Origin of the sequence: Sphingobium sp. Leaf26, assembly GCF_001421665.1 — a bacterium.
In the GTDB taxonomy this organism is placed as follows: Bacteria; Pseudomonadota; Alphaproteobacteria; order Sphingomonadales; family Sphingomonadaceae; genus Sphingobium.
In genome coordinates this window covers 135080-158710 of the sequence record NZ_LMKV01000032.1, presented here as the reverse complement: position 1 = coordinate 158710, position 23631 = coordinate 135080, and the positions used below count along the sequence as shown (strand labels likewise).

The window sequence follows — 23631 nt, the reverse complement described above, 5'->3', positions numbered from 1 at the left end:
TCATAATGTGCCTGCCAAAGGGGAGAAGACGGCACTTTTTTGTGCCTTCCAAATAGCGAGCGATGAGCGACTTCGACGATTTCGACCCTGCCTGCCGTGCCCGGTTGACGGCATTGGCGCAGGACATGCAAGATCATGGCGCGGAGCAGGATGCACCGATCCGCACCATCTTTGGCCTGCTCGGCGATCGCTGGTCGATGCTGATCCTGCTGCTGCTGGACGTCGGCCCCTTCCGTCATGCCGAACTGCGCCGCCTGCTCGACCGGATGAGTGCGGAAGGCGGCATTTCGCAGCGTGTGCTGACCCTCAAGCTGCGCCTGCTGGAACGCAACGGCATCGTATCGCGGTCGGTCAGCGGCGATGTCCCACCCAGGGTCGGCTATGCCCTGACGGCGCTGGGACAGGCATTGCTGGCCGAAGCGAAACGGCTGCTCGGCTGGACACAGGCCAGGCGGGAAGAGATAGAGGAAGCCCGCCATATCTTCGACGCCCAGCCATAGGGGACCACTTCCTGTCCTACAGGCCGCGCGATCGCTATACTGGCCGTCCCGCTTTCCGATAGGATCGACACGGCGTAATAAAATGTCCGAATATGCGGGAAATGTGCGAAGTTAAGGCGCGACATTCCAACATTGGCGGGGCCTCAGTTACGCGCTTTGGGCGTGGCATCGCTCAGAAACTGCGCCGCCAGTTCCTCGCGGGATATGCGTGCCGCTTCAAAGCACACGACGCTGCCCTGCGTGCCTGCCGGCGTCTGCGCCCCGGCGACGATCCGTTCCACCACCCAGCGGATCGCCGGATCGTTGTTGCTGGAGATATGCCACTGGATCGCCTCCCGGATCGGCGGAATGTCCATCGGCACCTCGTGCAGCGTCAGCGGCAGATATTCCGCCATCCGCGTGGCCAGACGCCGGTGCATGGTCGCGATCCGGTTGGAGCCGATGACCAGCCCGGCCATCGACAGGAAGCTGTGCGTCACGATCTCGATCCGGCGCTGCCGCTTCTGCCGGCGCACGAACCAGTCCTCGAACGCCGAAACCCGCGCCCGGCCGAAACGGGCGGTGACATGCCCCATCTCGAAATAGCGATCCTTGGTCATCGGTTCGGCCATGGCGGAATTGCCGTTCCAGCCGACGACGACATAATCATCCTCGAACAATATCTGGCTCGGATGATCGGCGGAAATCGCATAGTCGATGGTCACGAGAAGGTCGATCGCGCCACGCTCCAGCGATTCCAGCAACACTTCGGTCAGCGACTGGATCTCGAACCGCATGCCGGGCGCCTGCCTTTGCAGATCGTTCATCGCCCCGGCCAGCAGCACTTCGGTCATATAATCCGACGCCATGATCCGGATCGTGCGGTCCGATATCGCCGGATCGAACGGTGGCGGCACGGCGATGGTGGTGCGTATCTGCTCCAGCACCGCGCGCACCGGATAGACCAGTCCCTCGGCGCGTGCGGTCAGCACCATCTGCCGCCCCTTCTGCACCAGCAGGTCATCGGCAAAATATTCGCGCAGCCGCCCCAAAGCGGAGGAAGTCGCCGACTGCGACAGGCAGATGCGGTCCGCCGCCAGGCTGACGCTGCGCTCGCTCAGCAGCGCATCGAGCGCCACCAGCAGATTGAGATCCAGCCTGTCGAACCGCATGTCGCTCTCCTCCTTTTTTTCAGCCTGCCGCTATTACCGACAATGCGTTGGCGACCAATCTAGCAGGATCGCCATCATGGACAAAGCCGGCACGATCGGCGGCGGGCGTGGACAAGGGCGGATGCGCGCCAAAGGCCGCCTCCAGCACGGCGTCCGGGCGATAGCGGACCAGATCGGCGGACGTGCCGCACTGGCGGGCGATTTCCGCCGCCAGATCGCCCATGGCGACACGCTGCGCCGGCAGCGTCACGACCCGCGTCGCCGGCATGAGCGACGGGTCCATGCTGACGGCATGCAGCAGATTGTCGGCACAGCGGCTGACCGACTGCGCCCAGATGGTCGCGCCCGCCGACACCGGGCAGATGAAAGGCGCGCCCGCCCGCAGCGCATGGAACAGGTCGCTCATGAAGGCAGACTTCATGCCGGACGGCCCCTTCGGACGGGCGAGGATAGCGGGCAGGCGAATGCTCACCCCTTCGATTTCGCCGCGATGGTGCATCATCGCGACGGCGACCTCCATCATCGCCTTGTGCCCGCCATAGACCATGCGCGGCGCCAGCGGGGTCTGGTCGTCCACACCGTGCGCCGGCAGGGGATCGCCGAACACGGCGATCGAGCTGGCATAGACGATGCGGGGCCGATCGCCCGCCGCCTTCGCCGCGTCCAGCAGGTCGTACATGGCGTCGATATTCACCCGGCGCGACGCCGCCGGATCGGCCTCCGCCGCGCCGCCCGGCACGGTGGCCAGATGGACCAGCGCCGTGCAGCCATCAGCCAGCGCCTCCGCCCGCACTTCGGCAGAACAGATGTCGCCCACGACAGGCCGCGCGCCAGCAGGAATGCCGCCGGCGGTCGTATCCATGCCCACGACCGCATGCCCCGCCGCCAGCAACCGTTGCACCAGGTGGCGGCCAACAAAGCCCCCTGCGCCCGTCACGATCATCGTCATGCGTCAATACCGATCCGCATAATGGTCCCGCACATCTTCGCTGAAACTGCCGAGCGGATAGGGCAGCATCTGCGCATTCCAGCTATCCCATTGCAGCCGCATCGCCTTCAGCCGGGCCGGATCGTCGGTGACATGGTCGGCCCGTTCCCGCTCATCCTGCGCCAGGTTGAACAGATGCTCCTTCCCGCCCAGCTTCAGATATTTCCAGTCGCCGTCACGCAGCGCCGCCTGCCCATTGCCCTTGTAACGCCAGTAGAGCGCGCGCTTTACCGGCATCGCCTTGCCGGTCAGTTGGCCCGACAGGTCCATGCCGTCGAACGTCCCGGCTTTGGCGACGTTGCCCCCCGCCATCGCCAGCAGGGTCGGCAGGAAATCCATCGAGATCATCACCTGATCGGACCTGGAACCCGCCGCGATCTTGCCTGGCCAGCGCATCAGCAGCGGCACGCGAATGCCGCCCTCCAGCAACTCGCCCTTGATCCCGGTGAAAGGCCAGGTCTCGGAAAAACGCTCCCCGCCATTGTCGCTGGTGAAGATGACGATCGTATCATCCGCCTTCCCGCTGCGTTCCAGCGCGGCGAGCAATTTGGCGACATTCTGGTCCATCGCCTCGACCATGTCCTTATATTTGGCGAGGCTGCCGCCATTATAATGGAAAGACGCGCCCAGCGTCGCCGCCACCGCGGCATCCTCGCGCCCTTCCCATGGCCAGTGCGGTGCGTTGAAGTGCAGACTCATGAAGAAGGGTGTGTCACCGGCCTGCTCGATCGTCCTGACCGCCTCGTCCCCGAACAGGTCGGTCAGATAGCCGTTGCGCTCGATCGGCGTGTCGCCCTGTGCCAGGCCGATGCCGACATCCTTGCCACCCATCACCATATGATGGCGGAAATAGTCGGCCGCGCCTTCGACGATGCCGAAAAACGCGTCATAGCCATGGTGCAACGGGCTATGCTTGGGCGGCTCGCCCAGATGCCATTTGCCGATCAATGTCGTGCGATAGCCGATCGCCCGCATGACCGAGGCGATCGTCGGCCGGTCGAGCGGCACGCCGATCCCTTCCGGCGCGGCCGGTCCCAGCGGTTCCTCGATCCCGATGGCGAAGCGATATTGGTAACAACCGGTCAGCAACGCGGTGCGGGTCGGCGAACAGATGGAACTGTTGGCATAACCCTGCCTGAGGTGAATGCCCTGCGCGGCGATGCTGTCGATCGCAGGTGTCCTGATATGGTGCGACCCCGTGCAGGACAGGTCGGCATAGCCCAGATCGTCGGCCATGATGAAGATGATGTTGGGCCGCTTGACCTTGGTGGAGGCGGCATGGGCGTCCCCCGTCGCTGCCAGTGCCCCCAGCGCGCCCGCGCCCCGCATGAATGACCGCCGATCGACCTGCAATGCTCTCTCCTCTATATTGTCGAAGGGGACAGGCGCGCGACCTGCTCCCTTCCTGTCCATCTATAGCTCAGAATTCCGCCGACAGGCGCAGCCCATAGGTGCGCGGCGCGCCGAAGCGGGCGACCGCCATGCCGATCGGCGAGCGCTGCGGCGTGGAAATGCGGCGCTTGTCCTCCAGATTGTAGATGAACCCGCCAACCGACCAGCCGCGATCGGCTGACCGCAGGGTCAGGTTGAGGTCCGTCTGCCAATAGGCCGGGATGCGTTCGAAATCGAGATATTCGAAAGCGCCATATTGAGAGGCGCGCCAGGCGGTCGCCACATTGCCGACCAGTTCCAGCCTGTCACTGAGCGGTATCACCTGCTCCGCCCCCAGATTGATGGTCCATTTGGGCGAGAACAGCAGCGGCTTGCCCGAACAGTTGAAGTCCTTCACCGGCGCGCCGCCCGCCGTGCCGCCCGTCAGCGTGAAGGCGCAGTTGATATTGTCGCGCGGCGATGCGGTATAGAGGTGCAGGTCGTCATAGGTGGCCTTGAGATACTGCACCTTGGCATTGAGCGTCGTCGTCCGGGTCGCCTTGACCATCGCATCGACGTCGAAGCCCTTGATCGTCGCCTTGCCGGCATTCTCGTTCGAATTGATCAGCGTACCGCTGGTGTCGACGGTGAAATAGGTGATCTGCTGGTCCTTATATTTCCAGTAGAAGCCTTCGAGATTGAGCTGGACGCGATTGTTGAAGAAGCGGTTCTTCGACCCGATGGTGTAGGCGGTGATGAATTCCGGATCGTACCGCGACTTGCCCTCCGCCAACTGGAAACCGCCCGCACGATAGCCGGTCTCGACCGTGGCGTAGAGCAGGTTCTGCGGACCAAGGTCGAATTCCGCCGACGCCTTCCACGTCACCCGCGAATAGGTGCCGCTGTCCACGACCGGGTTATAGGTCTTCAGGATCGTGCCGGTGCCATTGAGCAGCGGAAAGACCTGCGCATTTGCCTGATCCGTGCTGCCGGCCGCGATCCAGCCATTGCTGGCCAGCCAGTTCACCGTGTCGGCGGTCGTCAGGAAATTGGGATAATGCGGCAAAGCGCCGGGCGCCGCGCAGCCGGCGGCGAAGGAGGCCGGCGGCGTGATATTCGCCGGCGGCAAACCGCCGCAGAAGGTGATGAAGTTATTGATGATGCCATCCATCGACTTCTTGTCACGGGTATAGCGTGCACCGCCGACCAGCCGGAACCGATCGGTGACGTTGGCGGTCAACTGGCCGAACGCAGCCCAGCTCTTCGTCTTATGGGTATAGGACTGGATCGGCAGGACGAATTCCTGATTATATTCGTTCTTCGCATCGATCGTTTCGTTGAAGTAGAAACCGCCCAGCACATAGTCGACCATGCCGACCGATCCAGCGAGGCGCGCTTCCAGGCTATATTGGCTGTCCTTCTCCCAATTATACGCGGTATTGAAGGCAGGTCCGTAGAAGAAGGTTTCCCCCTTCGACTGGCGATAGGCCGGAATCAGGGTGAAGGTGCCGATATCGGTCTTCCAGTTCAGTTCCGCATTGACGCCCCAATAGGTATAATCGACCGACGCATCCTGGTTCATGGCATTGAGGAACCCGAAGCCCGGCGCACCGAGCAAGGTCTGGCGATAGGCATTGGCCGCGTCGGTATTGAAGCCTTCGGACGCATCGAACGGCGATTTTGTGAACGTATAGCCCGACGCGCCGGGCGTGAAGGCACCGATATAGCTGCCGCCGGGGCCGACGCCACCCACCTTGGTCCAGTCCGCGCCGATGCGCAGGCTGACATCCTCGCTCGGCTCGATCAGGAACTGGCCGCGCAGGCCGCTACGGTCCAGATCGTCGCTGCCGTCGCGATTGAACCCGTCGCGCACCTGCCGCGTCGTGGCAAAACGCAGCGCGCTATTGTCGCTGGTGCTCAGGTTGACATAGCCGTCGACATTGACGGCGTCATAATTACCATAGGAAAAATTGAATCCGGCGCCGTTGCGGCCGATTTCCGGATGGGCAGGAATGATGTTGACCGCGCCACCCGTAGCGTTGCGACCATAGAGAATGCCCTGCGGCCCCTTCAACACCTCGACACGGGCCAGATCGTAGAAGGCCGAGCCAAAGGCACCCGCCGCGCGGGCCAGCACCACCCCGTCATAGCTGGGCGTCACCGCCGGGTCATTATAGCTGCTCGACGTGATGTTGCCGACGCCGCGGATGAAGATGGATGTGTTGGAACCGCCGCCATTGGTGATGCTGATGGCCGGCACGGTCTTGGTGATGTCTTCGGCCCTGGTGATGCCCTGCTGCAACAGGTCGTTGCCCGTGACCGCATCGATGGCGACGGCGGCTTTCTGCGCGCTTTCTTCCTTGCGCTGGGCGGTAACGACGATTTCGTCCAGCCCAACCGCGCCTTGCGCCGCCTGGTCGGCCGTTTGTGCCTGCACCGGCATGGCCGCCATCAATCCTGTAAAGGCGGTGGTCGCCAATAAAAGGGTACGCATGATCCTCTCCCTGATGATTTGATTTTGGCCAATTCTGGAGAGCGCGGCGGAAAAGTCACATTGATTTGCTGGATGGCACCTATCTGCCCACAGGGACGACCACGAAACGACCGGATGGATGCGTCGCATCGACAGGAAGAATTTGTCCTGCCGCCCCGGCCCGTCCAACCATGATCCCATGGCAGAGGATGTAATCGGGAGTATCGCAACGGCGCTTGTCGTTGGCGGAGGCATCGGCGGGATGGCGACGGCCATCAGTCTTGTGGAAAGGGGCGTTCGGACAGAACTGATCGACCTTGACCCGGAATGGCGCGTCTACGGCGCCGGGATCACGATCACCGGACCGACCCTGCGCGCCTATCGCCACCTCGGCCTGCTGGAGCCGATCAAGCAGGCCGGCGCCATAACCAACAAGACCCGGCTGTTCCGTTTCGACGGCACGCACCTCCATGATCTGGAAGAACCGGTGATCGAGGAGGGGCTGCCGGCAACGGGTGGCATCATGCGGCCGGTGCTGCACAGGATCATGCAGGAGCGTGTGAAGGAACTGGACATCCCGGTCCGCCTGGGCCTGACCGTGACCGCCCTTGACCATGATGCGGACGGCGTCGACGTGACGTTCTCGGACGGATCGCGCGGCCGCTATGATCTGGTGGTCGGCGCGGACAGCGTCGCCTCCAGCGTTCGCACGATCGCGTTTCCGCACATGGAACCACCACAGCCGACGGGACAAGGCTGCTGGCGCATTTCGATCGCCAGGCCGCCCGGACTGGATGCGGGAGAATTCTACCTTGGGCATGAAAACCCATGCGGCATCACCGCCTGTGGACCGGACACCGTCTATATGTGGATGCTGACGCCGCATGAGGACCGCGAATCCTTCATGACCCAGGATGAACTCTTCTCCACCCTCCGCCATCTGCTCAGGGATTTCGGCGGCAATGCCGGCTGGATTCGCGACACGATGACGCGCGACACCTGGATCAACTATCGTCCGCTGGCCGCCGCGCTCCAACCACGCCCCTGGTCCAATGGACGGATCGTGCTGGTCGGGGACGCAGCCCATGCGACGACCCCGCATCTGGCATCGGGCGCCGGCATGGCCGTGGAAAGCGGTATCGTCCTGGCCGAAGAACTGGCAAAGGCGCCGGACATCGCCTCCGGCCTCGCCGCTTATGAAGAGCGCCGTTACGCGCGTTGCCGCGATGTGATCGACAGCAGTGTCGGTATCGGTCGCCTGCAACTGTCCCACCGGCCACCACAGGAACATGCCGCTTTGCTGGAAGGCGCACTAGACCGGCTGAACCAGCCTTTCTGAACGATCAGGACCGGTGGATCACCACCGGCCCTTCTGTTATTCCGCCGTCCATCCACCATCGACCACCAGACTGGTCCCGGTCATCAGTCCGGCCGCATCCGATGCGAGAAACACCACCGCGCCCATCAGATCCTGCACAGTCCCCAACCGACCCAGCTTGATCTTCTCCAGCACGCTCGCCAGGAACGCCTGATCCTCGAAGAACGGCTTGGTCATGGGCGTCTCGATGAAGGTCGGCGCAATTGTGTTGGACCGAATCCCGTGCGGCGCAAGGTCCAGCGCCATGGCCTTGCTCAAGCCCTCCAGACCCCATTTGGACGCGCAGTAAAGCGACCGGCGCGGTCCGCCGACATGGCCCATCTGCGATCCCATATGGATGATCGAGCCGCGCAATCCTGCCGCAACCATGCCCTTCGCCACGGCTTGCGCAACGAAGAAGGCGGCGCGCAGATTAAGGCCCAACACCGCATCATAATCCTCCTCCGACACGTCGGTGAAGGGTTTGGGCCGATTGGTCCCCGCATTATTGAGCAATATGTCGAACGGTGCGACGCGCTCCAAAGCCTGCGCCGTCCCGGCGACATCGTTGACGTCGAGCAGCAGCGCATCGGCTTGTCCACCCGCCGCCCGGATTGCTTCGGCTCCCGCCGATATCTCACCGGAACTGCGCGCCGCCAGCGTCACATGCGCCCCCGCTTCCGCCAGCGCGGCGGCGCAGGCCAAGCCGATGCCCCGCCCCGCCCCGGTCACCAGTGCCCGCCTGCCGTCCAGCCGAAAGCTGGGCGTTCTCGGCAGCGCGTCCATCACGCCGCCGTCGCCGGGCTGGGCTCTGCCGTTCCGGCATAGGGGACGTTTCGACCGCCATAGCGCCGCACCCGGATATTCGCCTGCTCACCATGGCCGGCAAAACCCTCCATCCCGCAAAGCCGACTGCAATATTCGCCGATCAATGCCGACGCCTCGTCGGTCAGGACTTTCTGATAGGTACAGGTCTTGATGAATTTCCCGACCCAAAGTCCGCCAGTATAGCGCGCCGACTTTTTCGTCGGCAGCGTATGGTTGGTGCCGATCACCTTGTCGCCGAAGCTGACATTGGTCCGCGACCCCAGGAACAAGGCCCCATAATTGGTCATGCGCTTCAGGAAATAATCCGGATCGGCGGTCATCACCTGCACATGCTCCGACGCCAGATCGTCGGCGATGCGGACCATCTCCGCATCATCTTCCGCCACGATGACCTCGCCATAGGTTTCCCACGCCTTGCGGGCATAGTCGGCGGTGGGGAGGATGGCGAGCAGCCGCTCGACCTCCCGCATCGTCTCGCGCGCCAGTGCCTCCGATGTGGTCAGCAGCACCGCCGGACTGTCCGGCCCATGCTCCGCCTGCCCCAGCAAGTCGGTCGCTGCCAGTTCCGCGTCGCAGCCGACATCATCGGCAATCACCAGCGTCTCGGTCGGCCCGGCAAACAGGTCGATGCCGACGCGGCCGAACAATTGCCGCTTGGCTTCGGCGACGAAAGCATTGCCAGGACCGACCAACATGTCGATCGGATCGATGCTCTGCGTGCCAAGCGCCATGGCGCCGATCGCCTGAATGCCGCCCAGCGCATAGATGGTGTCTGCCCCTGCCATGGCCTGCGCCGCGACGATGGCGCGGGCAGGCTGGCCTTTAAAAGGCGGCGCGCAGGTGATGACGCGCGGCACGCCCGCCACCTTGGCGGTGATGACCGACATATGCGCGGAGGCGAGCAGTGGATATTTGCCGCCCGGCACATAGCATCCCGCCGCATTGACCGGCAAATGCCTGTGCCCCAATATCACGCCCGGCAACGTCTCGGCCTCGACATCCTTCATGCTGTCGCGCTGTATCCGGGCGAAATTGCGCACCTGTGCCTGCGCAAATTCGATATCCTTGCGTTCCTGCGGCGTCAGGCTGTCGACGCACGCATCTATCTCCGATTGGCTCAGACGATAGTCGTCCCGATCCCAACCATCAAATTTGATCGACATGTCGCGCACCGCCGCATCGCCGCGCTGTTCGATATCGGCCAGCGCCGCCTCGACACTATCGCGAACCTTGCGATCGGCATCCGCCTTCGCCTCGGCCGTCGCCCCGCGCTTCAGATAATGCGCCATATATCTCATCCTTTCACTGATTGTCAGAAACCCTCGACGGCCCGTTCGACATGATCGACCTGCGGCGGCGTGCGGAAAAAGGGGCCGGTAAGCCTCCGCCAGACGGCAAAGCCATTGCTCGCGCGGAAATCGACCATGTGCGCGTCCACGCTGTCCCAGCCGACCACCAGTTGATAATGGCCCGGTCGATCCACCGACCGATCCAGCCGAAAATGACGGCAACCGCGCGCTACGCGGAAATGGGGCATGGCTTCAGCCACCGCCGCCTCGAAAGCTGCGGCATCCGCCGGATCGATCTCGATCCGCGCAACTTCGGTAATCATCGGTTCTTCCTTCGCCTTACCAGGCCGTCGCACCAGCATCGACGGCAATATCTGCGCCGGTCACATATCGTGCCTCATCCGATGCCAGCCAGACCGCGCACCAGCCGATATCCTCCGGTTCCCCCAGCCGCTGGATCATGTTCTTCGCCAGTATCCTGGCCTCGATCGCAGGGTCGGACGCCAGATGATGCCGGGTCGCAGCCGTCAGGATGAAGCCGGGCGCGATCGTGTTGGCGCGAATGCCGTGCGGCGCACCCTCCATCGCCAGTTGCCGGGTCATCGCCAGCACCCCGCCCTTGCCCGCGCAATGTGCCAGGGCCGGCGACCCTTCCAGCGCATGGCGCGCGTTGGCGGATGCGAAATTGACGATGGATGCCCGCCCGCTGGCCTTCAACCATGGCCAGGCCGCCTGGGTGGCGAGAAAGACGATGTCCAGTTCACCGCTCAACGTCGCTTTCCAGTCGGCATAGGCCAGCGTCTCGATCCAGTCGAAGACGGCGAAAGCCGCCGCATTGATCAGGATATCGATGCGGCCATGCTCTGCGCCGATCCGCGCGAACAGCGCTCCGACCGCCGCTTCATCGAGCAGATCGCAGCCTTCGCCGGCACCGGCCCGATCCACACCGATCACGGTTGCGCCCTCATCGGCGAACAGCCGTGCGCATCCCTGCCCGACGCCATTGGCGGCGCCCGTCACGACCGCGACCTTGCCTTTCAACCGGTCACCCATGGGCGACGGCTCCTGCGAGGCTCTGTCCGCCCCGCCGAAACGGCACCAGCAGCGCGATGATCGCCCCGATCAGCGCGCCCAGAGACAGGAGGCCGAAGGCCGGCAGCAACCCGCCAGCCTGTTTCGACAGCAACGTTACGAGCACGGGACTTAGAAACTGCCCGAAGGCGAAGCTGCTCTGCCACAGGCCGGCGCCACGACCCCGAACCTCGAACGACAGCAGGCTCATGGCCCAGACCAGCAGCGTGGGCAGCAACAGGCCGGCGCCAATCTGGTTGAGGAAGCAGCCCGCCAGGAACATCTCCGACGTCCGCGCCATGCCCATCACGCCGAAGCCGACCGCCAGCACGGCGAATTCGATCATCAACAATCCACGCACCGGCCAGCGTCCGATCCGGGAATAGAGCAACGTCCCCAACGGCACCCCGATGCTGGCGATGGAGGTCAGGAAACCGATCCGCGCAGGATCGCTCATGCCCAGCATGTGCAGGCCGGACGATGCCTGGATCTGCACCGTATAGAAAAAGACCGAGCCATAGATGGTGATCGCCATGATGGTCAGCATCCGGCCCCAGGGGAAGCCCGCCCAACCGACATTGCCTGCCCGGTCCCGTGCCTCGGCGCGACGCGGTTCCCAGGTATGGCGCTGCACCAGCGCGAACATCAGCAGGGCGGAGGCATAGACCCAGAAGGGCGCCCGCCAGCCGAATACACCCAATTGCCCGCCCAGATTGAAGAAGAGCAAGGCGGAAATCGACGCAAAAGCCGTCTGTCCCGCCAGCCATTTGTCGCGCGCCGCACCGCGATAATAATCGCCGATCATCGTGGTCGACAGTACCATGATCAGTGCCTCCGCCATGCCAACGCCAACCCGCGAAACCAGAATCGCGGGCAGGCTGGTCAGGAACAGCGGGGCCACGCCCACCAGCGCATAGACGAGGAAAGATCCCAGCAGCAGCCGTCGCCGCCCGAACCAGTCGCCCAGCATCCCGCCCAGCGGCGAAAAAATCGCAACGCACAGGGCCGGAATCGTCAGGATCATCGGCACCCAATATTCATAACCGGGCACGTCGCTGAAATCGGCCAGCAATTGCGGCAGGATCGGCGCCAGCAGCACGATCGCCATGGTCGACAATGTGATGGGCAACAACAGGGAAAAGCCGGTCATGAACCCCGGCTCCTGCGACTCCGCGCGATCCTTCATGCCCTTTTCTCGTGCAACATGGCGCTAAGTCTCTCCCTTTATCGGCAAGACATGCCGCCGGGCAGCGGGCATCGTCAAACCGAAAGGATGAAACCCACCTATTCGCCGGAGCGATGCGCTGCCCATGATCGCGGCGTCATATCCGCATGGCGCCAGGGACCGTCCAACGCGGCCAGATCACATCGAATATATGGAGGTCGCCTATCGATAGATTGGCTTTGACCATCGCTGCCCGCCTGCCCCATTCTCGGTCGCTACCGCAAGCAGAGGCGCATGACATGCCCGAGACACGACATTGACCCCGTTCGACCTTCACGGAAAGGTCGCGATCGTCACTGGGTCGACGCGCGGCATCGGCCTCGCCATCGCCCGCATGTTTCAGGATCATGGCGCGAAAGTCGTGATCTCCAGCGAGAATATCGACGATTGCGACCGCGTCGGGCGGGAATTGCAGGCACTCGCCATCCCCGCCGACGTGACCGATGCCGCGCAGTTGGCGACGCTGGTCGATGGTACGCTCGATCGGCATGGCGGCGTCGACATCCTGGTCTGCAACGCGGGCATCACCGGGCGGCCCGGTCCCTTTGCCGCCATCGACATGGACGATTTCGACCGGGTCATGGCCATCAACCTGCGCAGTCAGGTGCAGTTGTGCAATCTCGCGCTGCCACACATGGTGGCGCGGGGCGGTGGCAGTGCGATCCTGGTTTCCAGCCTGTCGGGCCTGCGCGGCAATGGCGCGATCAATGCCTATGCGCTTGCCAAGGCCGGCGTGGCGCAACTGGCGCGCAACCTCGCGGTCGAATGGGGACCACGCAATGTCCGCGTCAACGCCCTGTCGCCCGGCTTCATCCGCACCGAATTGTCCGCCCCCCTGCTCGCGGACGCAGCCTTCATGCAGCGCCGCATGGCCATGACCCCTCTGCGTCGTCCCGGCGAAGTGCAGGAAGTCGCCGGCACGGCCCTGTTCCTCGCGTCCCCCGCCGGGGGTTTCGTGACCGGCCATAATCTGGTGGTGGATGGCGGCACGCTCATCACCGACGGGTCATGAATAGAGGTGGGTTTCCTCCCATCGCCCTATGACCGCACGCCATATCCGGCCAGCCATCGCGATAATCAAGGGCGACATATCGCCACGATGGCTGGCGCGCGCAGCGCGTCAGTCGCAGCGAGGTGAGCCGTCGCCACGTCCAGCCCACCCCCTGACCCCCTCCCGCAAGCGAGAGGGAGAATGACTGCAATCCCCCCCAAATCAGACAACGGAATTTGTCCACGCCGCCTGGACTAGCGCTGCTCCCCGACAGTCGGGTGTCGACCGCGTGACGCCCGGCAATCCGCGCCTGACATTGTCACGGGAATTCTGAAGCATCGTGCGGACAAGTGGGAACCGCCCTCCGCTCGCCATCATTCCGCTGCGATGACGGCACCCTGTTCGGCCTCGAACAAAGCGCTCAGCACGCGGCGCGCCTGGTTGACCGCGCCGTCGCTGGCGATGCCGACGAACGGCCGGCCTGGTTCATCATCGATGCGCTGCTGCTGCGCCTGCAACGTTTCTTCATCCTCGGTGATGGTGTCGAAGAATTGATCGAACAGCACGTCCGGCACGCCGCTTTCCTTCGGCGCAGTGGTGCAGATGGTCCAGAGATAATGGCTGGTCGTTTCGGTTTCCGGGGTGATGAAATGATTGTTGGCCAGCATGAAGCCATTGTCGCGCTTGCCTTCATAGGCGCCCGTACCCGCATCGCAGGCGCCTGCATTGACGCGGCAGGTCATACCGATGCCGGGGTTGAAGCGCACTTCCTGCCAGCGATCGACCCGACCCGTAAAGCCGCCGGCATCGACATAGGATTTGGGCGGGATGCTGTCGGGCATCTTGCGCAGCAGCGTCACCTTGCGACCGTCAAACTCGACCTTGGTGTCCGCGCCATAATGTTGTTCGGGATTGCCGCCGATTGTGCGGGCATGGATGTAGGGGACGTGGGTCAGGTCCATGATATTGTCGATGATGAGCTGCCAGTTGGCCTTCACCGGAAAATTATGGGGTCGCCAGCTCCATCTGGGGTCGTCATGTTCGGGAGTGTCGACGATGACCGACGGATCGGCCAGCGCCGGTTCGCCCATCCATATCCAGATCAGATGATCCTTCTCTACCACCGGATAATATCGCACGTTGGCGGCGGGCGGAATGCGGGTCTGGTTGGGGATGCGGGTGCAGGCGCCGCGCTTGTCGAACTCCACGCCATGATAGCAGCAGCGGATGACATCGCCGTCCACATGACCGGCGGACAGCGGCATGGCGCGGTGGCTGCACCGATCCTCCAGCGCGGCGATCTCACCCGCCTCGGTACGGAACAGCACGACGGCCTTGTTCAGATATTTGCGGCCGAGTGTCTTGCCGGGCGCGATATCGGCGGCGAAGGCAGCCACATACCAGGCGTTATAGATGAACATCCCACTCTCCTTACCCTGGCCGATAGCGTTGCCGGCCCCATTTGCTGTTGGGTCATAGATATGCCGCGCGCGACCGCTCAGCCAATCGCTATGCGATAATGCCATAAGATAAGCGGGATAAGGAATAAGATTAGCGGAACGATCTCCCGATTTCCGGCTTCAGCGCAGATAGAGGCCGCCATTCATGTCCAGCGTCGCCCCTGCGAAGAAACCGCCCCGGTCCGACGCCAGCAACGCCGCCGCCGCCGCTATCTCGCTCACCGCCATGAAACGGCCGACCGGCACTTCCCCCTCCACCCGTGCAATCTGCTCCACGGACATCCGCGCCTTGGCGGTATCGATCGGACCGGGCGCGATCGCGTTCACGGTGACGCCGGTCCCGGCAAGATAGCGGGCGAAATATTTGGTCAGCATGATCGCCCCTGCCTTGGACGCGGCATAATGGGGCGACGCCACCGTCCCGCCATTCTGCCCGGCGAGCGAGGTGATGTTGACGATCCGGCCATAGCCATGGTGTCGCATATGTTCGGAGAAAATCTGGCAGCTCAGGAACACGCTGCGCATGTTGATCTGGACGATCGCGTCGAATTCTTCGGGCGTGATGTCCTGCGTCGGCGTGCGCTTGGCGAAGCCGGCATTGTTGACGACGATGTCGACCTTGCCCCAATCCGCCGCAATCCGGTCGCGCGCGCCCAGAAAATCATCCTTTTCCCGCACGTCGAGTGGCAGCGCGACCGCGCTCGCGCCACTCGGGTCGAGCGAGTCCGCCACCTGCTGCGCCACCGCCAGATCGATGTCGCTCACCGCCACCTTGCCGCCCCCGGCATGAATTTCCCGCGCGATCGCTTCCCCCACGCCGCGCCCACCGCCAGTGATCAGCGCCGTGCGCCCCGCAAAGGAAAAACTGCCGTTGGCGGGCAAATCAAACTGTTCGGCCATGATCCATCCTGATCTTGAAAAGAAAAAGGGGGGAGGCTGCACCCTCCCCCTGCAACGCACGTTCGCCTTACGGCCTGATGGAGAGGGTCAGGCCATAGGTGCGCGGCGTATTGGTGAAGATCTTCCAATAGGTCGTGCCGTTGCCCGGCACCGCCAGGAAAGCGGTGATGTCATCAGCATTGACGATCTGGTAGTTGTTGGTGAGGTTCTTGCCCCAGATACCCAATGTCCAACGGCCATCGGCGGACTCATAATTGATCCGCGCGTTCAAAGTCCGCCCCTTGGTATCATTGTGCAGATTTTCGTACAGACGCAGCGTATTGGCGTCGTCGGTCGAGATACGGCTGGAATAGTTGAAGTCGGCCTGCGGCGTCAGCTTCGCCCCATTGCTCATCGCCAGGTCATAGCTCGCCCCCAAGGTGAAGCTGTCGCGCGGCGCGAACTTGGCCGGATTGCCCGAATAGTCGAGATTGACCAGCGGATCGCGCAGATCGGTATAGCTGCCGATCAGATGCGTATAATTACCGGTCAGGCGCAGCCCGTCGATGGGCCGCAGCACGGACTCGACTTCCCACCCCTTCATCTTCAGCGTGCCGTTATAGGTATGGGCGATACCACCCGCGCCGGAGAAATTCTGGAGATTCCTGGTCTTCTGCTTGAACAGCGCGACATTGACATCCAGCATGTTGTCGAACAGTCGGGTTTTGGCGCCGATTTCGTAATTCTGCGCCTTTTCCGGGTCCAGCGGGATGGTCGGGTCACGATAGGCATTGTCGACGAAACCGCCCGACTTGAAGCCCTTCGCCCAGGTCGCATAGAGGTTCACATTGTCGATCGGCTCATATTTCAGCGTCACGCGCGGGGTGAAGGCGTTCCAGGTCTTGCCACCCGAAGCCAGCACTTCGCCGGGGAAGCCGAAGCCGGGGATTGCGCCGGCATCGGTGGTGGAGAAGGCATGATAGTCGATCTTCTTGCGGTCCGACGTGTAACGGCCGCCCGCGACCAGCGCGAGCCGGTCGGTAACCTCGAACGTGCCTTCGCCGAACACCGCCACGCTGCGGACATTGCCATCCTGGACACGGGTGATGTTGGTGACGTCCGGATTCCGGCGCACCGTCGCATTGACGGCCGATCCGGGCAGCGGGCTGTAATAGAAGATGTTGGTCGTTGAGACGTCAGCGGACAGATAATAGGCGCCCACCACATAGGAAAATCGGCCCGGCGCGGACGCGAAGCGGACTTCCTGCGTGAAACTGCGATTCTTCACCACCTGCCGACGATCGAATACGGGCACCACCGTCGCGACCGGCACGTCGTCGTTGATCGCATGGCTGTCATTCAGCCGATAGCCGGTGATCGCGGTCAGCGTGCCGCCCAGCACATCCAGATCGCCGCGCAGATAGCCACCGCGCAACCGCTGGCGATAGGGCGACCGGGCAAAATCATTGTTCGTCCATTTACCGTCATCGAAATCGCCGAAGGTCGCCGGAATGCGTTGCACTCCGCCAATGCCCAGGCCGATCGCGCCGCCATTGCCCTGCGTATAGCTATAGTCGCCCGACAGCACGATCTTGAGCGTATCGGTCGGCTGGAACAACAGCTTGCCGCGCATCGCGACGCCGTCGGTCTTGCCATAGCTGCCCTTCTGGTTGGGCGTGTCGATCAGGCCATTGGACGTTTCCGTGCTGAACGCCGCGCGGAACGCCAGCTTGTCGTCCACCAGCACGCCGTTCACCATGCCTTCGGTGCGGACATAGGCGCCGTTGCCGGCCGTCACCTGCCCGAACCAGTCTTCCTTCATCTCAGGATTATTGGTGATGACGGCGATCGCGCCACCCACCACGTTGCGGCCGAACAACGTGCCCTGCGGCCCGCGCAACACTTCCACGCGCTGGATGTCGTAGAAATTGGCGTTCAGGTCATTGTTGAACACATAATAGACGTCGTCCATGAAATAGGCGACCGGCGTGTCCAGCGTGGCGGTGCGGAAGGTCGACACATTGCCGCGGATCGCCACGATCGACAGCGACTTGTCCGATGTGTTGACGGTGATGCCCGGCATCTGCTGCGTCAGGGCGGTGGGGCTGAACACCTGCGTATTGCGCAGATCCTCGCCACCAAAGGCCGCGATCGAGAAGGGCACTTCGCGCACCGTCGATTCGCGGCGCTGCGCCGTTACGATGATGTCCCCGCTGACCGATTCCTGCGGCGCATTCTCTTGCGGCGCAGCGGCTTGCGCCTGCGCCATGGCCGGCGCGGCGGCGCCGATCATCAAGGCGCCCAGAACGGCGCCGATGGCGGTGGACGTTTGGATTTTGAACGGCATGAGAAGCGTCTCCCCTGGGATGCGAGCGGCTTGCCTGCCGCCTTGGCAAATGGGGTGAAGCAACAAAAATCTTCGGCGCACAATAGCTTCGTCCCGATTTTTGAATGGTACGACCATATTCCGATTGGGGTCGCCGTCCGCCAGCGTCTAGCGAGGATGGAGCAGATGCAACGCATGACGGCAGGCAGTGGCGGGATGTCCCGGATCGGCCCGACCGTCCAACAGGGTAGTGTAGGAAGAGCCTGAACCATGCAGTCCAGTGATAGCGCAGACCTGACCAAAGTTGGTCCCGGAACCGTGATGGGCAGTTTCATGCGGCAATATTGGTTGCCCGCCTGCCTGTCGTCCGAAGTGCAGAGCGATGGCGATCCGGTCCGGCTGATGATCCTGTGCGAAAAACTGATCGCCTTCCGCGACAGTAGCGGCCGGGTAGGCATCATGGATCATCGCTGCCCGCACCGCTGCGCGTCGCTCTTCATCGGCCGCAACGAGCAGAACGGCATCCGCTGCGTCTATCATGGCTGGAAGTTCGACGTGGACGGCAAGTGCGTCGACATGCCGTCCGTCCCCGCCCGCATGGACTTCAAGGAAAAGGTCCATGCCAAGGCATATAAGACTCATGAAGCCAATGGCCTGATCTGGGTCTATATGGGGCAGGATCAGGCGAACCCGCCGCCGTTGCCCCGGATTGAGGCGACGATGCACCCGGACGCCGAAATCTGGTGCCTGCAACGCGACTGCAACTGGCTTCAGGCGCTGGAAGGCGACATCGACACCAGCCATGTCGGCTTCCTGCATGCCGGCGGGATCGAGGCGGACGATCTGGAGCCCGACCATCCCATGCGTCCGACCGTGCTGGATCGCGCGCCCGAATATGAAGTGGCCCAGTCCGACTGGGGCGTCATGTATGGCGGCTATCGCCCCAATGACGATGGCCAGATGAGCTGGCGCGTGGCCCATTATATGTTCCCGATGTGGACGCAGACGCCCAACAACCGTTTCGCCACCCGCGCCATCGCCCGCGCCTGGGTGCCGATGGACGACGAACATTCGATGCTGTTCGACATCACCTGTGGCGTGGATGCGGGCAATCCCGCCTATAATTCGACGTTGAAGGACGGCACGCCGCTGTTCGACCAGATCAGCTATGGCCCCAACAGCACCGACTGGTTCGGCCGCTGGCGATCGACCGACAGCGAAGCGAACGACTGGGCGATCGATCGGGAATCGCAGCGCAACGGTCATCAGTTTACCGGCATCCCCAACATCACGATGCAGGATCAGGCCGTGACCGAAAGCATGGGGCCGATCACCGACCACAGCTTTGAAAATCTGGCCCCGACCGACCAGATGATCGCCCGCGTCCGCCGCCGCGTGCTGCTGGCCGCCCGCGCCTTCGCCAACAAGGGCGCGGTGCCGCCGGGCATCGAAAATCCGGACGTCTTCTATCGGGCGCGCGCAGGCTCCTTCCTGCACGATCCCGGCGACAGCTTGCAAAATGCCTATGAAACGGCCCTGGCAAAGGCGGTGCGCTGGCCCGACAAGGTCGAAGCGGCGGAGTGAACCCAATCGGCGGACGGCGCGATCCATGTGCCGGACCGCCCCGAACGAAGGGACATGAGGTGACGAGACGCATTGCGATCCGCACCGGGCGCCTATCCATCGCGCACCGGCCGGGTCAAGAGACGCATCGCGCCGAGGGGAGAGTGTGATGCAGGTACGTATCCGGGCCATCCGTTGGGAAGCGGACGGGATCAACAGCTATATATTGGAGCCGGTGGGCGGCGGCATGATGCCCGCGTTCGAACCCGGCGCCCATGTCGACCTCCAGCTCGAAAAGGGCCTCGCGCGCAGCTATTCGCTGGTCAACGATCCCGCCATTCGCGGCTATTATGAAATCGCCGTCCATCACGCGATCGACGGTCGCGGCGGATCGCGCCACATTCACGAGAAGTGGCGCGTCGGTCAGATCGTCGAGATGTCGGAGCCGAAGAATAATTTCCCCATGGTCGAGGACGCCAGCCACACCGTGCTGGTCGCCGGCGGCATCGGCATCACCCCCATGCTGCCGATGATCGCACGGTTGGAGAAGCTCGGGCGCAGTTGGGAACTCCATTATGTCGCAGCCACCCCGGATCGCGCCGCCTATATCGACCGGGTCGAGGAATATGATCGCGTCGACATCGCCTATGACGGCGTACCGGGTGGCCAGCGGCTGGACCTGAAAGCCATTTGCGGTCGCGCCCCGGCCGACGCCCATCTCTATTGCTGCGGCCCGACCGGTATGCTGGACGCCTTCGTCGCGACCAATGCCGACCGGCCGAAGGGCCATGCCCATATCGAATATTTCTCGGCCGAAACCGAGCTGGCGACCGAAGGCGGCTACACGCTGGAACTGGCCAGGACCGGCAAGACCATCGCCGTCGAGGAAGGTGAAACGATGCTGGACGCGCTGCTGATGGCCGGCGTCGATATCGGCTTCGCCTGTTCGGAGGGGATTTGCGGCACATGCCAGGTCAAGGTGCTGGACGGGGTGCCCGACCATCGCGACCATTTCCTGACCGATGAGGAAAAGGCCGCGAACAGGCTCATCATGGTCTGCTGCTCCGGCGCCAGGACCGCAAATCTGGTGCTGGACATATAAGGGCAGGCGCGCGGCCCATGGGTAGTGGGCAGCGAAGAAGGATAACAGGGCAAAGCCCCTAGAGGAGAAGCCGTTTGGCAGGGATCGCGTTGGAGCCGGAAGGCAAGGGCATGCTGGACGCATTGCCCCTGTCCTCCTTTCAGGTCCGAGCTGTGCTGATGATTGCTGCGACCGTCGTTCTGGACGGTCTCGACAATCAGATGCTCGGCCTTGCCGCCCCATCCCTGCTGAAGGAATGGCACATCAGCCGCGACGCGCTGGGCCTTGTCTTTGCGCTCGGTTTCGTCGGCATGGCCGTGGGCACACTGACGTCCGGTTTCATCGGCGATCGGTTCGGCCGGCGCGGCGCGCTGCTGATCGGCGTCGCCATCTTCGGCGTGGCGACCCTCGCCACCGGCTTCTCGGTCGAATTGTGGCATGTCGCGCTGCTCAAGACACTGGCCGGCATCGGCCTTGGCGGCGTGCCCGGCACGGCCAGCGCGATGATCGCCGAATTCACCCCCGCCCGCTGGCGCAGCGTCGCCGTCACCTTCGGCGTCGTTTGCGTCTCGATCGGCGGCATATTGGGCGGTGTCGCGGCGGCAGCGATTTTGCCGGTGCTGGGCTGGCGCTGGCTCTTCTATTTGGGCGGCCTGCTGACCATGGCCTTCGTCGCCCTGCTCTGGTTCATCCTGCCGGAATCGCCCCGCTATCTGGCAGAGCGGCCAGATCGTCGGGCGGAGCTGGACGCAATTCTGCGCCGCATCCGACATCCCGATCCCGCGTCCGTCCAACCGGCGGAGAAGGTGGATGGGAAAGCGCCCTACACCCCGTTCAGCGCTCTGCTGAAAGGCACGATGTTGCGCGACAGCCTGGCGCTCAGCCTCGCCATGTTTTCGGGCATGTTCATGATCTATCTCATGTTCAATTGGGCCCCGACCATGCTCTTCAGCGCTGGCTTCGGGCTTCAGACCGCCAGCCTCGGCCTCACCAGCTTCAACCTGGGCGGCACGATCGGCGCGATGTTCGCCAGCCTCGCCATCATCCGCTTCGGATCGCGCCCCACGCTGATCCTGATGGCCATCACCGGCGCGGGCGTCTGCGCGCTGCTGGCGCTCCTGCCCATCGACGGCGGACGCAACGAACCGGCGGTGCTCGCCGCTCTCGGCGCACTCGGCCTGTTCGCCAGCGCCGCACAATCGGCCATGTTCGCGGTCGGCGCGCACGCCTTCCCCACCGCCGTGCGCGCCCGTGGCCTTGGCCTGATGGGCGCCGCCGGCCGCGCCGGCGCGATCGTCAGCGCGATCGCCGGCGCCACCCTCATCGGCGGCGGCAATATGGGCTTTTTCGGCGTGCTGGCCGCCCTGATGCTGGTCAACGCCCTTGGTTTCATCGCCGTGCGGGGCCATGTCCCCCGCCTCGGCCGGCAGGATGCACGCGCATGAGTGACTATGACTATATCGTGATCGGCTCCGGGTCCGCCGGCAGCCTGATGGCCAATCGCCTGTCCGCCGACCCGGCCAACCGCGTCGCCCTGATAGAAGCCGGCCCGTCCGACCGCACATGGCCCGTCGCCATCAAGACCGCCATGCCGGTCGGCAATATCTTCCTGTTGCCGCACGAGAAATATAACTGGAAACAGTCGCTGGCCGGCAACACCGCCGTCGACAACCGGCAGATCAACTTCCCGCGCGGCAAGCTTTTCGGCGGATGCAGCGCCATCAACGGCGGCGTCTATATTCGCGGGCAGAAGGCGGACTATGACGCATGGGCCGACGCGGGCAATGCCGGCTGGTCCCATGACGACGTCCTTCCCGCCTTCAAGGCGGTGGAAAACTACCATGGCCCCGAACAGCCATGGCATGGCAAGGGCGGCGAACTGGACGTCGAAAAACCGCGTAGCTGGAACCCGATCGCCACCGCTATCGTGGACGCCGCCGCACAGGTCGGCCATCGTCGCAACGATGATTTCGCCGGCGAACGGCAGGACGGCTTCGGCCGCTACGACCTCAACCAGCGCAACGGCACCCGCCTGTCCAGCGCGCGCGCCTTCCTGCATCCCGCGCTTCGGCGCGAAAATCTGACAGTCCTCGACGAAACCATGGTTCGCCGCATCCTCTTCGATCGCGGCCGGGCCAGCGGCATCGAGGTCGAGAAGGACGGCGCCCGCCGCATCCTCACCGCCCGGCGGGAGATCATCCTGAGCGCCGGCGCGACCAATTCGCCGCAACTGCTCATGCTGTCGGGCATCGGTCCGCGGGATCATCTGCGCGCCATGGGCATAGACCTGGTCCATCACCTCCCCGGCGTCGGCCGGCATTTGCAGGATCATCCGACCGTCCATGTCGCGATGGAGAATCCTTCGGCGGAATCCTACGCCATCTCGCCCAAGGCGCTCCCTCGCATCCTCGCCAGTCCCTTCCGCTATCTCTTCAACCGCACCGGCATGCTCGCCTCCAACGTGGCCGAATGCGGCGGCTTTCTCTGCACCGACGGCAGCGGCCGGCCGGATATCCAGATCACTTTCCTCGTCGGGCTGAAGATCGACGCCCGGTCGGTTCCGCGCCGCCACGGCTATATGGCGCTGATCCAGCTACTCCGCCCCAAAAGCGCAGGCTCCGTCAGCCTGGCGAGCAACCGGCCGGAGGACAAGCCCGTCATCGACCCCAATTTCTTCGCCGATCCCTACGACATGAAGACGCTGATCGCCGGCTTCCGCGAAGCCCGCCGCATCTTCGCCCAGCCCGCGCTGGCCGCCATGACCGGCGAAGAGATCGAACCGGGCGCCCAGCATCAGAGCGATGCCGAAATCGACGCCGCCCTGCGCCGGATCGTCAACACCGCCTATCACCCGACCGGCACGTGCAGGATGGGGCCAGACAGCGACCCCATGGCCGTGGTCGACAACCGCCTGCGCGTGCGTGGGGTCGCCGGCCTGCGGGTGGTCGACGCCTCGGTCATGCCGGAGATCATCAGCGGCAACACCAGCGCCCCGACCATGATGATCGCCGAGCGCGCCGCCCGCTTCATCCTCGAAGATGCCCTTCGATCCAATATCGCCGCCTGACCGGCCCGGAG

19 protein-coding genes are annotated in these 23631 nt (G+C 63.6%); 7 read left to right on the top strand and 12 right to left on the bottom strand.

Annotation, left to right across the window (positions count from 1 at the left end; translation table 11 throughout):
* The first annotated feature begins 62 nt into the window (after positions 1-62).
* On the top strand, positions 63-500 hold the full coding sequence (locus ASE85_RS21100) for a winged helix-turn-helix transcriptional regulator (RefSeq protein ID WP_056693525.1): 438 nt from the start codon (positions 63-65) through the stop codon (positions 498-500).
* Between the two features lie 143 nt (positions 501-643).
* Here ASE85_RS21100 and ASE85_RS21095 read toward each other — a convergent pair whose 3' ends face one another.
* From ASE85_RS21095 to ASE85_RS21080, 4 genes are all read right to left on the bottom strand, one after another.
* Positions 644-1651 carry a LysR family transcriptional regulator gene (locus tag ASE85_RS21095; protein ID WP_056693521.1) on the bottom strand — a complete coding sequence of 336 codons (1008 nt, stop codon included), beginning with the start codon at positions 1649-1651 and terminating at the stop codon, positions 644-646.
* Between the two features lie 19 nt (positions 1652-1670).
* The gene (locus tag ASE85_RS21090; RefSeq protein ID WP_056693518.1) at positions 1671-2600 is read right to left on the bottom strand and encodes an NAD-dependent epimerase/dehydratase family protein; all 930 of its coding nucleotides are present in this window, start codon (positions 2598-2600) and stop codon (positions 1671-1673) included.
* A 3-nt stretch (positions 2601-2603) separates the two neighbouring features.
* Positions 2604-3992 (bottom strand): sulfatase family protein, encoded by a 1389-nt coding sequence (locus ASE85_RS21085; RefSeq protein ID WP_235523651.1) that lies wholly within the window; start codon positions 3990-3992, stop codon positions 2604-2606.
* Between the two features lie 67 nt (positions 3993-4059).
* The gene (locus ASE85_RS21080) at positions 4060-6504 is read right to left on the bottom strand and encodes a TonB-dependent receptor (RefSeq protein ID WP_082462964.1); all 2445 of its coding nucleotides are present in this window, start codon (positions 6502-6504) and stop codon (positions 4060-4062) included.
* Between the two features lie 118 nt (positions 6505-6622).
* On the opposite strand from ASE85_RS21080, the gene ASE85_RS21075 reads away from it, so the two are divergent.
* The gene (locus ASE85_RS21075) at positions 6623-7822 is read left to right on the top strand and encodes an FAD-dependent monooxygenase (RefSeq protein ID WP_056693511.1); all 1200 of its coding nucleotides are present in this window, start codon (positions 6623-6625) and stop codon (positions 7820-7822) included.
* A 36-nt stretch (positions 7823-7858) separates the two neighbouring features.
* On the opposite strand, the gene ASE85_RS21070 is transcribed toward ASE85_RS21075, so the two are convergent.
* The 5 genes from ASE85_RS21070 to ASE85_RS21050 are packed head-to-tail and all read right to left on the bottom strand — an operon-like array spanning position 7859 to position 12178.
* On the bottom strand, positions 7859-8626 hold the full coding sequence (locus tag ASE85_RS21070; RefSeq protein ID WP_056693673.1) for an SDR family NAD(P)-dependent oxidoreductase: 768 nt from the start codon (positions 8624-8626) through the stop codon (positions 7859-7861).
* Complete coding sequence (hisD, locus tag ASE85_RS21065) at positions 8626-9957, bottom strand: histidinol dehydrogenase (protein ID WP_056693508.1); 1332 nt, start codon at positions 9955-9957, stop codon at positions 8626-8628. Before hisD ends, ASE85_RS21070 begins: the two co-directional genes overlap by 1 nt.
* A 23-nt stretch (positions 9958-9980) precedes the next feature.
* On the bottom strand, positions 9981-10280 hold the full coding sequence (locus ASE85_RS21060; protein ID WP_056693670.1) for a putative quinol monooxygenase: 300 nt from the start codon (positions 10278-10280) through the stop codon (positions 9981-9983).
* 16 nt (positions 10281-10296) lie between these two features.
* Complete coding sequence (locus ASE85_RS21055; RefSeq protein ID WP_056693505.1) at positions 10297-11010, bottom strand: SDR family NAD(P)-dependent oxidoreductase; 714 nt, start codon at positions 11008-11010, stop codon at positions 10297-10299.
* Positions 11003-12178: an MFS transporter gene (locus ASE85_RS21050; RefSeq protein WP_235523649.1), complete on the bottom strand. Its 1176-nt coding sequence runs from the start codon at positions 12176-12178 to the stop codon at positions 11003-11005. The genes ASE85_RS21055 and ASE85_RS21050 overlap by 8 nt, the downstream gene beginning before the upstream one ends.
* 331 nt (positions 12179-12509) lie before the next feature.
* On the opposite strand from ASE85_RS21050, the gene ASE85_RS21045 reads away from it, so the two are divergent.
* The gene (locus ASE85_RS21045; protein WP_056693499.1) at positions 12510-13265 is read left to right on the top strand and encodes an SDR family NAD(P)-dependent oxidoreductase; all 756 of its coding nucleotides are present in this window, start codon (positions 12510-12512) and stop codon (positions 13263-13265) included.
* A gap of 353 nt (positions 13266-13618) precedes the next feature.
* Here ASE85_RS21045 and ASE85_RS21040 read toward each other — a convergent pair whose 3' ends face one another.
* The 3 genes from ASE85_RS21040 to ASE85_RS21030 form a co-directional block, all read right to left on the bottom strand.
* Positions 13619-14665 carry an aromatic ring-hydroxylating dioxygenase subunit alpha gene (locus ASE85_RS21040; protein ID WP_056693667.1) on the bottom strand — a complete coding sequence of 349 codons (1047 nt, stop codon included), beginning with the start codon at positions 14663-14665 and terminating at the stop codon, positions 13619-13621.
* A gap of 159 nt (positions 14666-14824) precedes the next feature.
* Positions 14825-15604 (bottom strand): SDR family NAD(P)-dependent oxidoreductase, encoded by a 780-nt coding sequence (locus tag ASE85_RS21035; protein WP_056693495.1) that lies wholly within the window; start codon positions 15602-15604, stop codon positions 14825-14827.
* 67 nt (positions 15605-15671) lie between these two features.
* On the bottom strand, positions 15672-17930 hold the full coding sequence (locus ASE85_RS21030; RefSeq protein ID WP_056693491.1) for a TonB-dependent receptor: 2259 nt from the start codon (positions 17928-17930) through the stop codon (positions 15672-15674).
* Between the two features lie 249 nt (positions 17931-18179).
* On the opposite strand from ASE85_RS21030, the gene ASE85_RS21025 reads away from it, so the two are divergent.
* The 4 genes from ASE85_RS21025 (at position 18180) to ASE85_RS21010 (ending at position 23620) form a co-directional block, all read left to right on the top strand.
* Entirely contained in the window at positions 18180-19493 is a 1314-nt protein-coding gene (locus ASE85_RS21025; RefSeq protein ID WP_056693487.1) for a Rieske 2Fe-2S domain-containing protein, read from the top strand.
* Between the two features lie 148 nt (positions 19494-19641).
* Positions 19642-20574, top strand: a complete 933-nt coding sequence (locus ASE85_RS21020) for a PDR/VanB family oxidoreductase (protein WP_056693483.1) — start codon at positions 19642-19644, stop codon at positions 20572-20574.
* 74 nt (positions 20575-20648) lie between these two features.
* Positions 20649-21998 (top strand): MFS transporter, encoded by a 1350-nt coding sequence (locus tag ASE85_RS21015; RefSeq protein WP_235523648.1) that lies wholly within the window; start codon positions 20649-20651, stop codon positions 21996-21998.
* Positions 21995-23620 carry a GMC family oxidoreductase gene (locus ASE85_RS21010; RefSeq protein ID WP_056693480.1) on the top strand — a complete coding sequence of 542 codons (1626 nt, stop codon included), beginning with the start codon at positions 21995-21997 and terminating at the stop codon, positions 23618-23620. The genes ASE85_RS21015 and ASE85_RS21010 overlap by 4 nt, the downstream gene beginning before the upstream one ends.
* Positions 23621-23631: the final 11 nt, after the last annotated feature.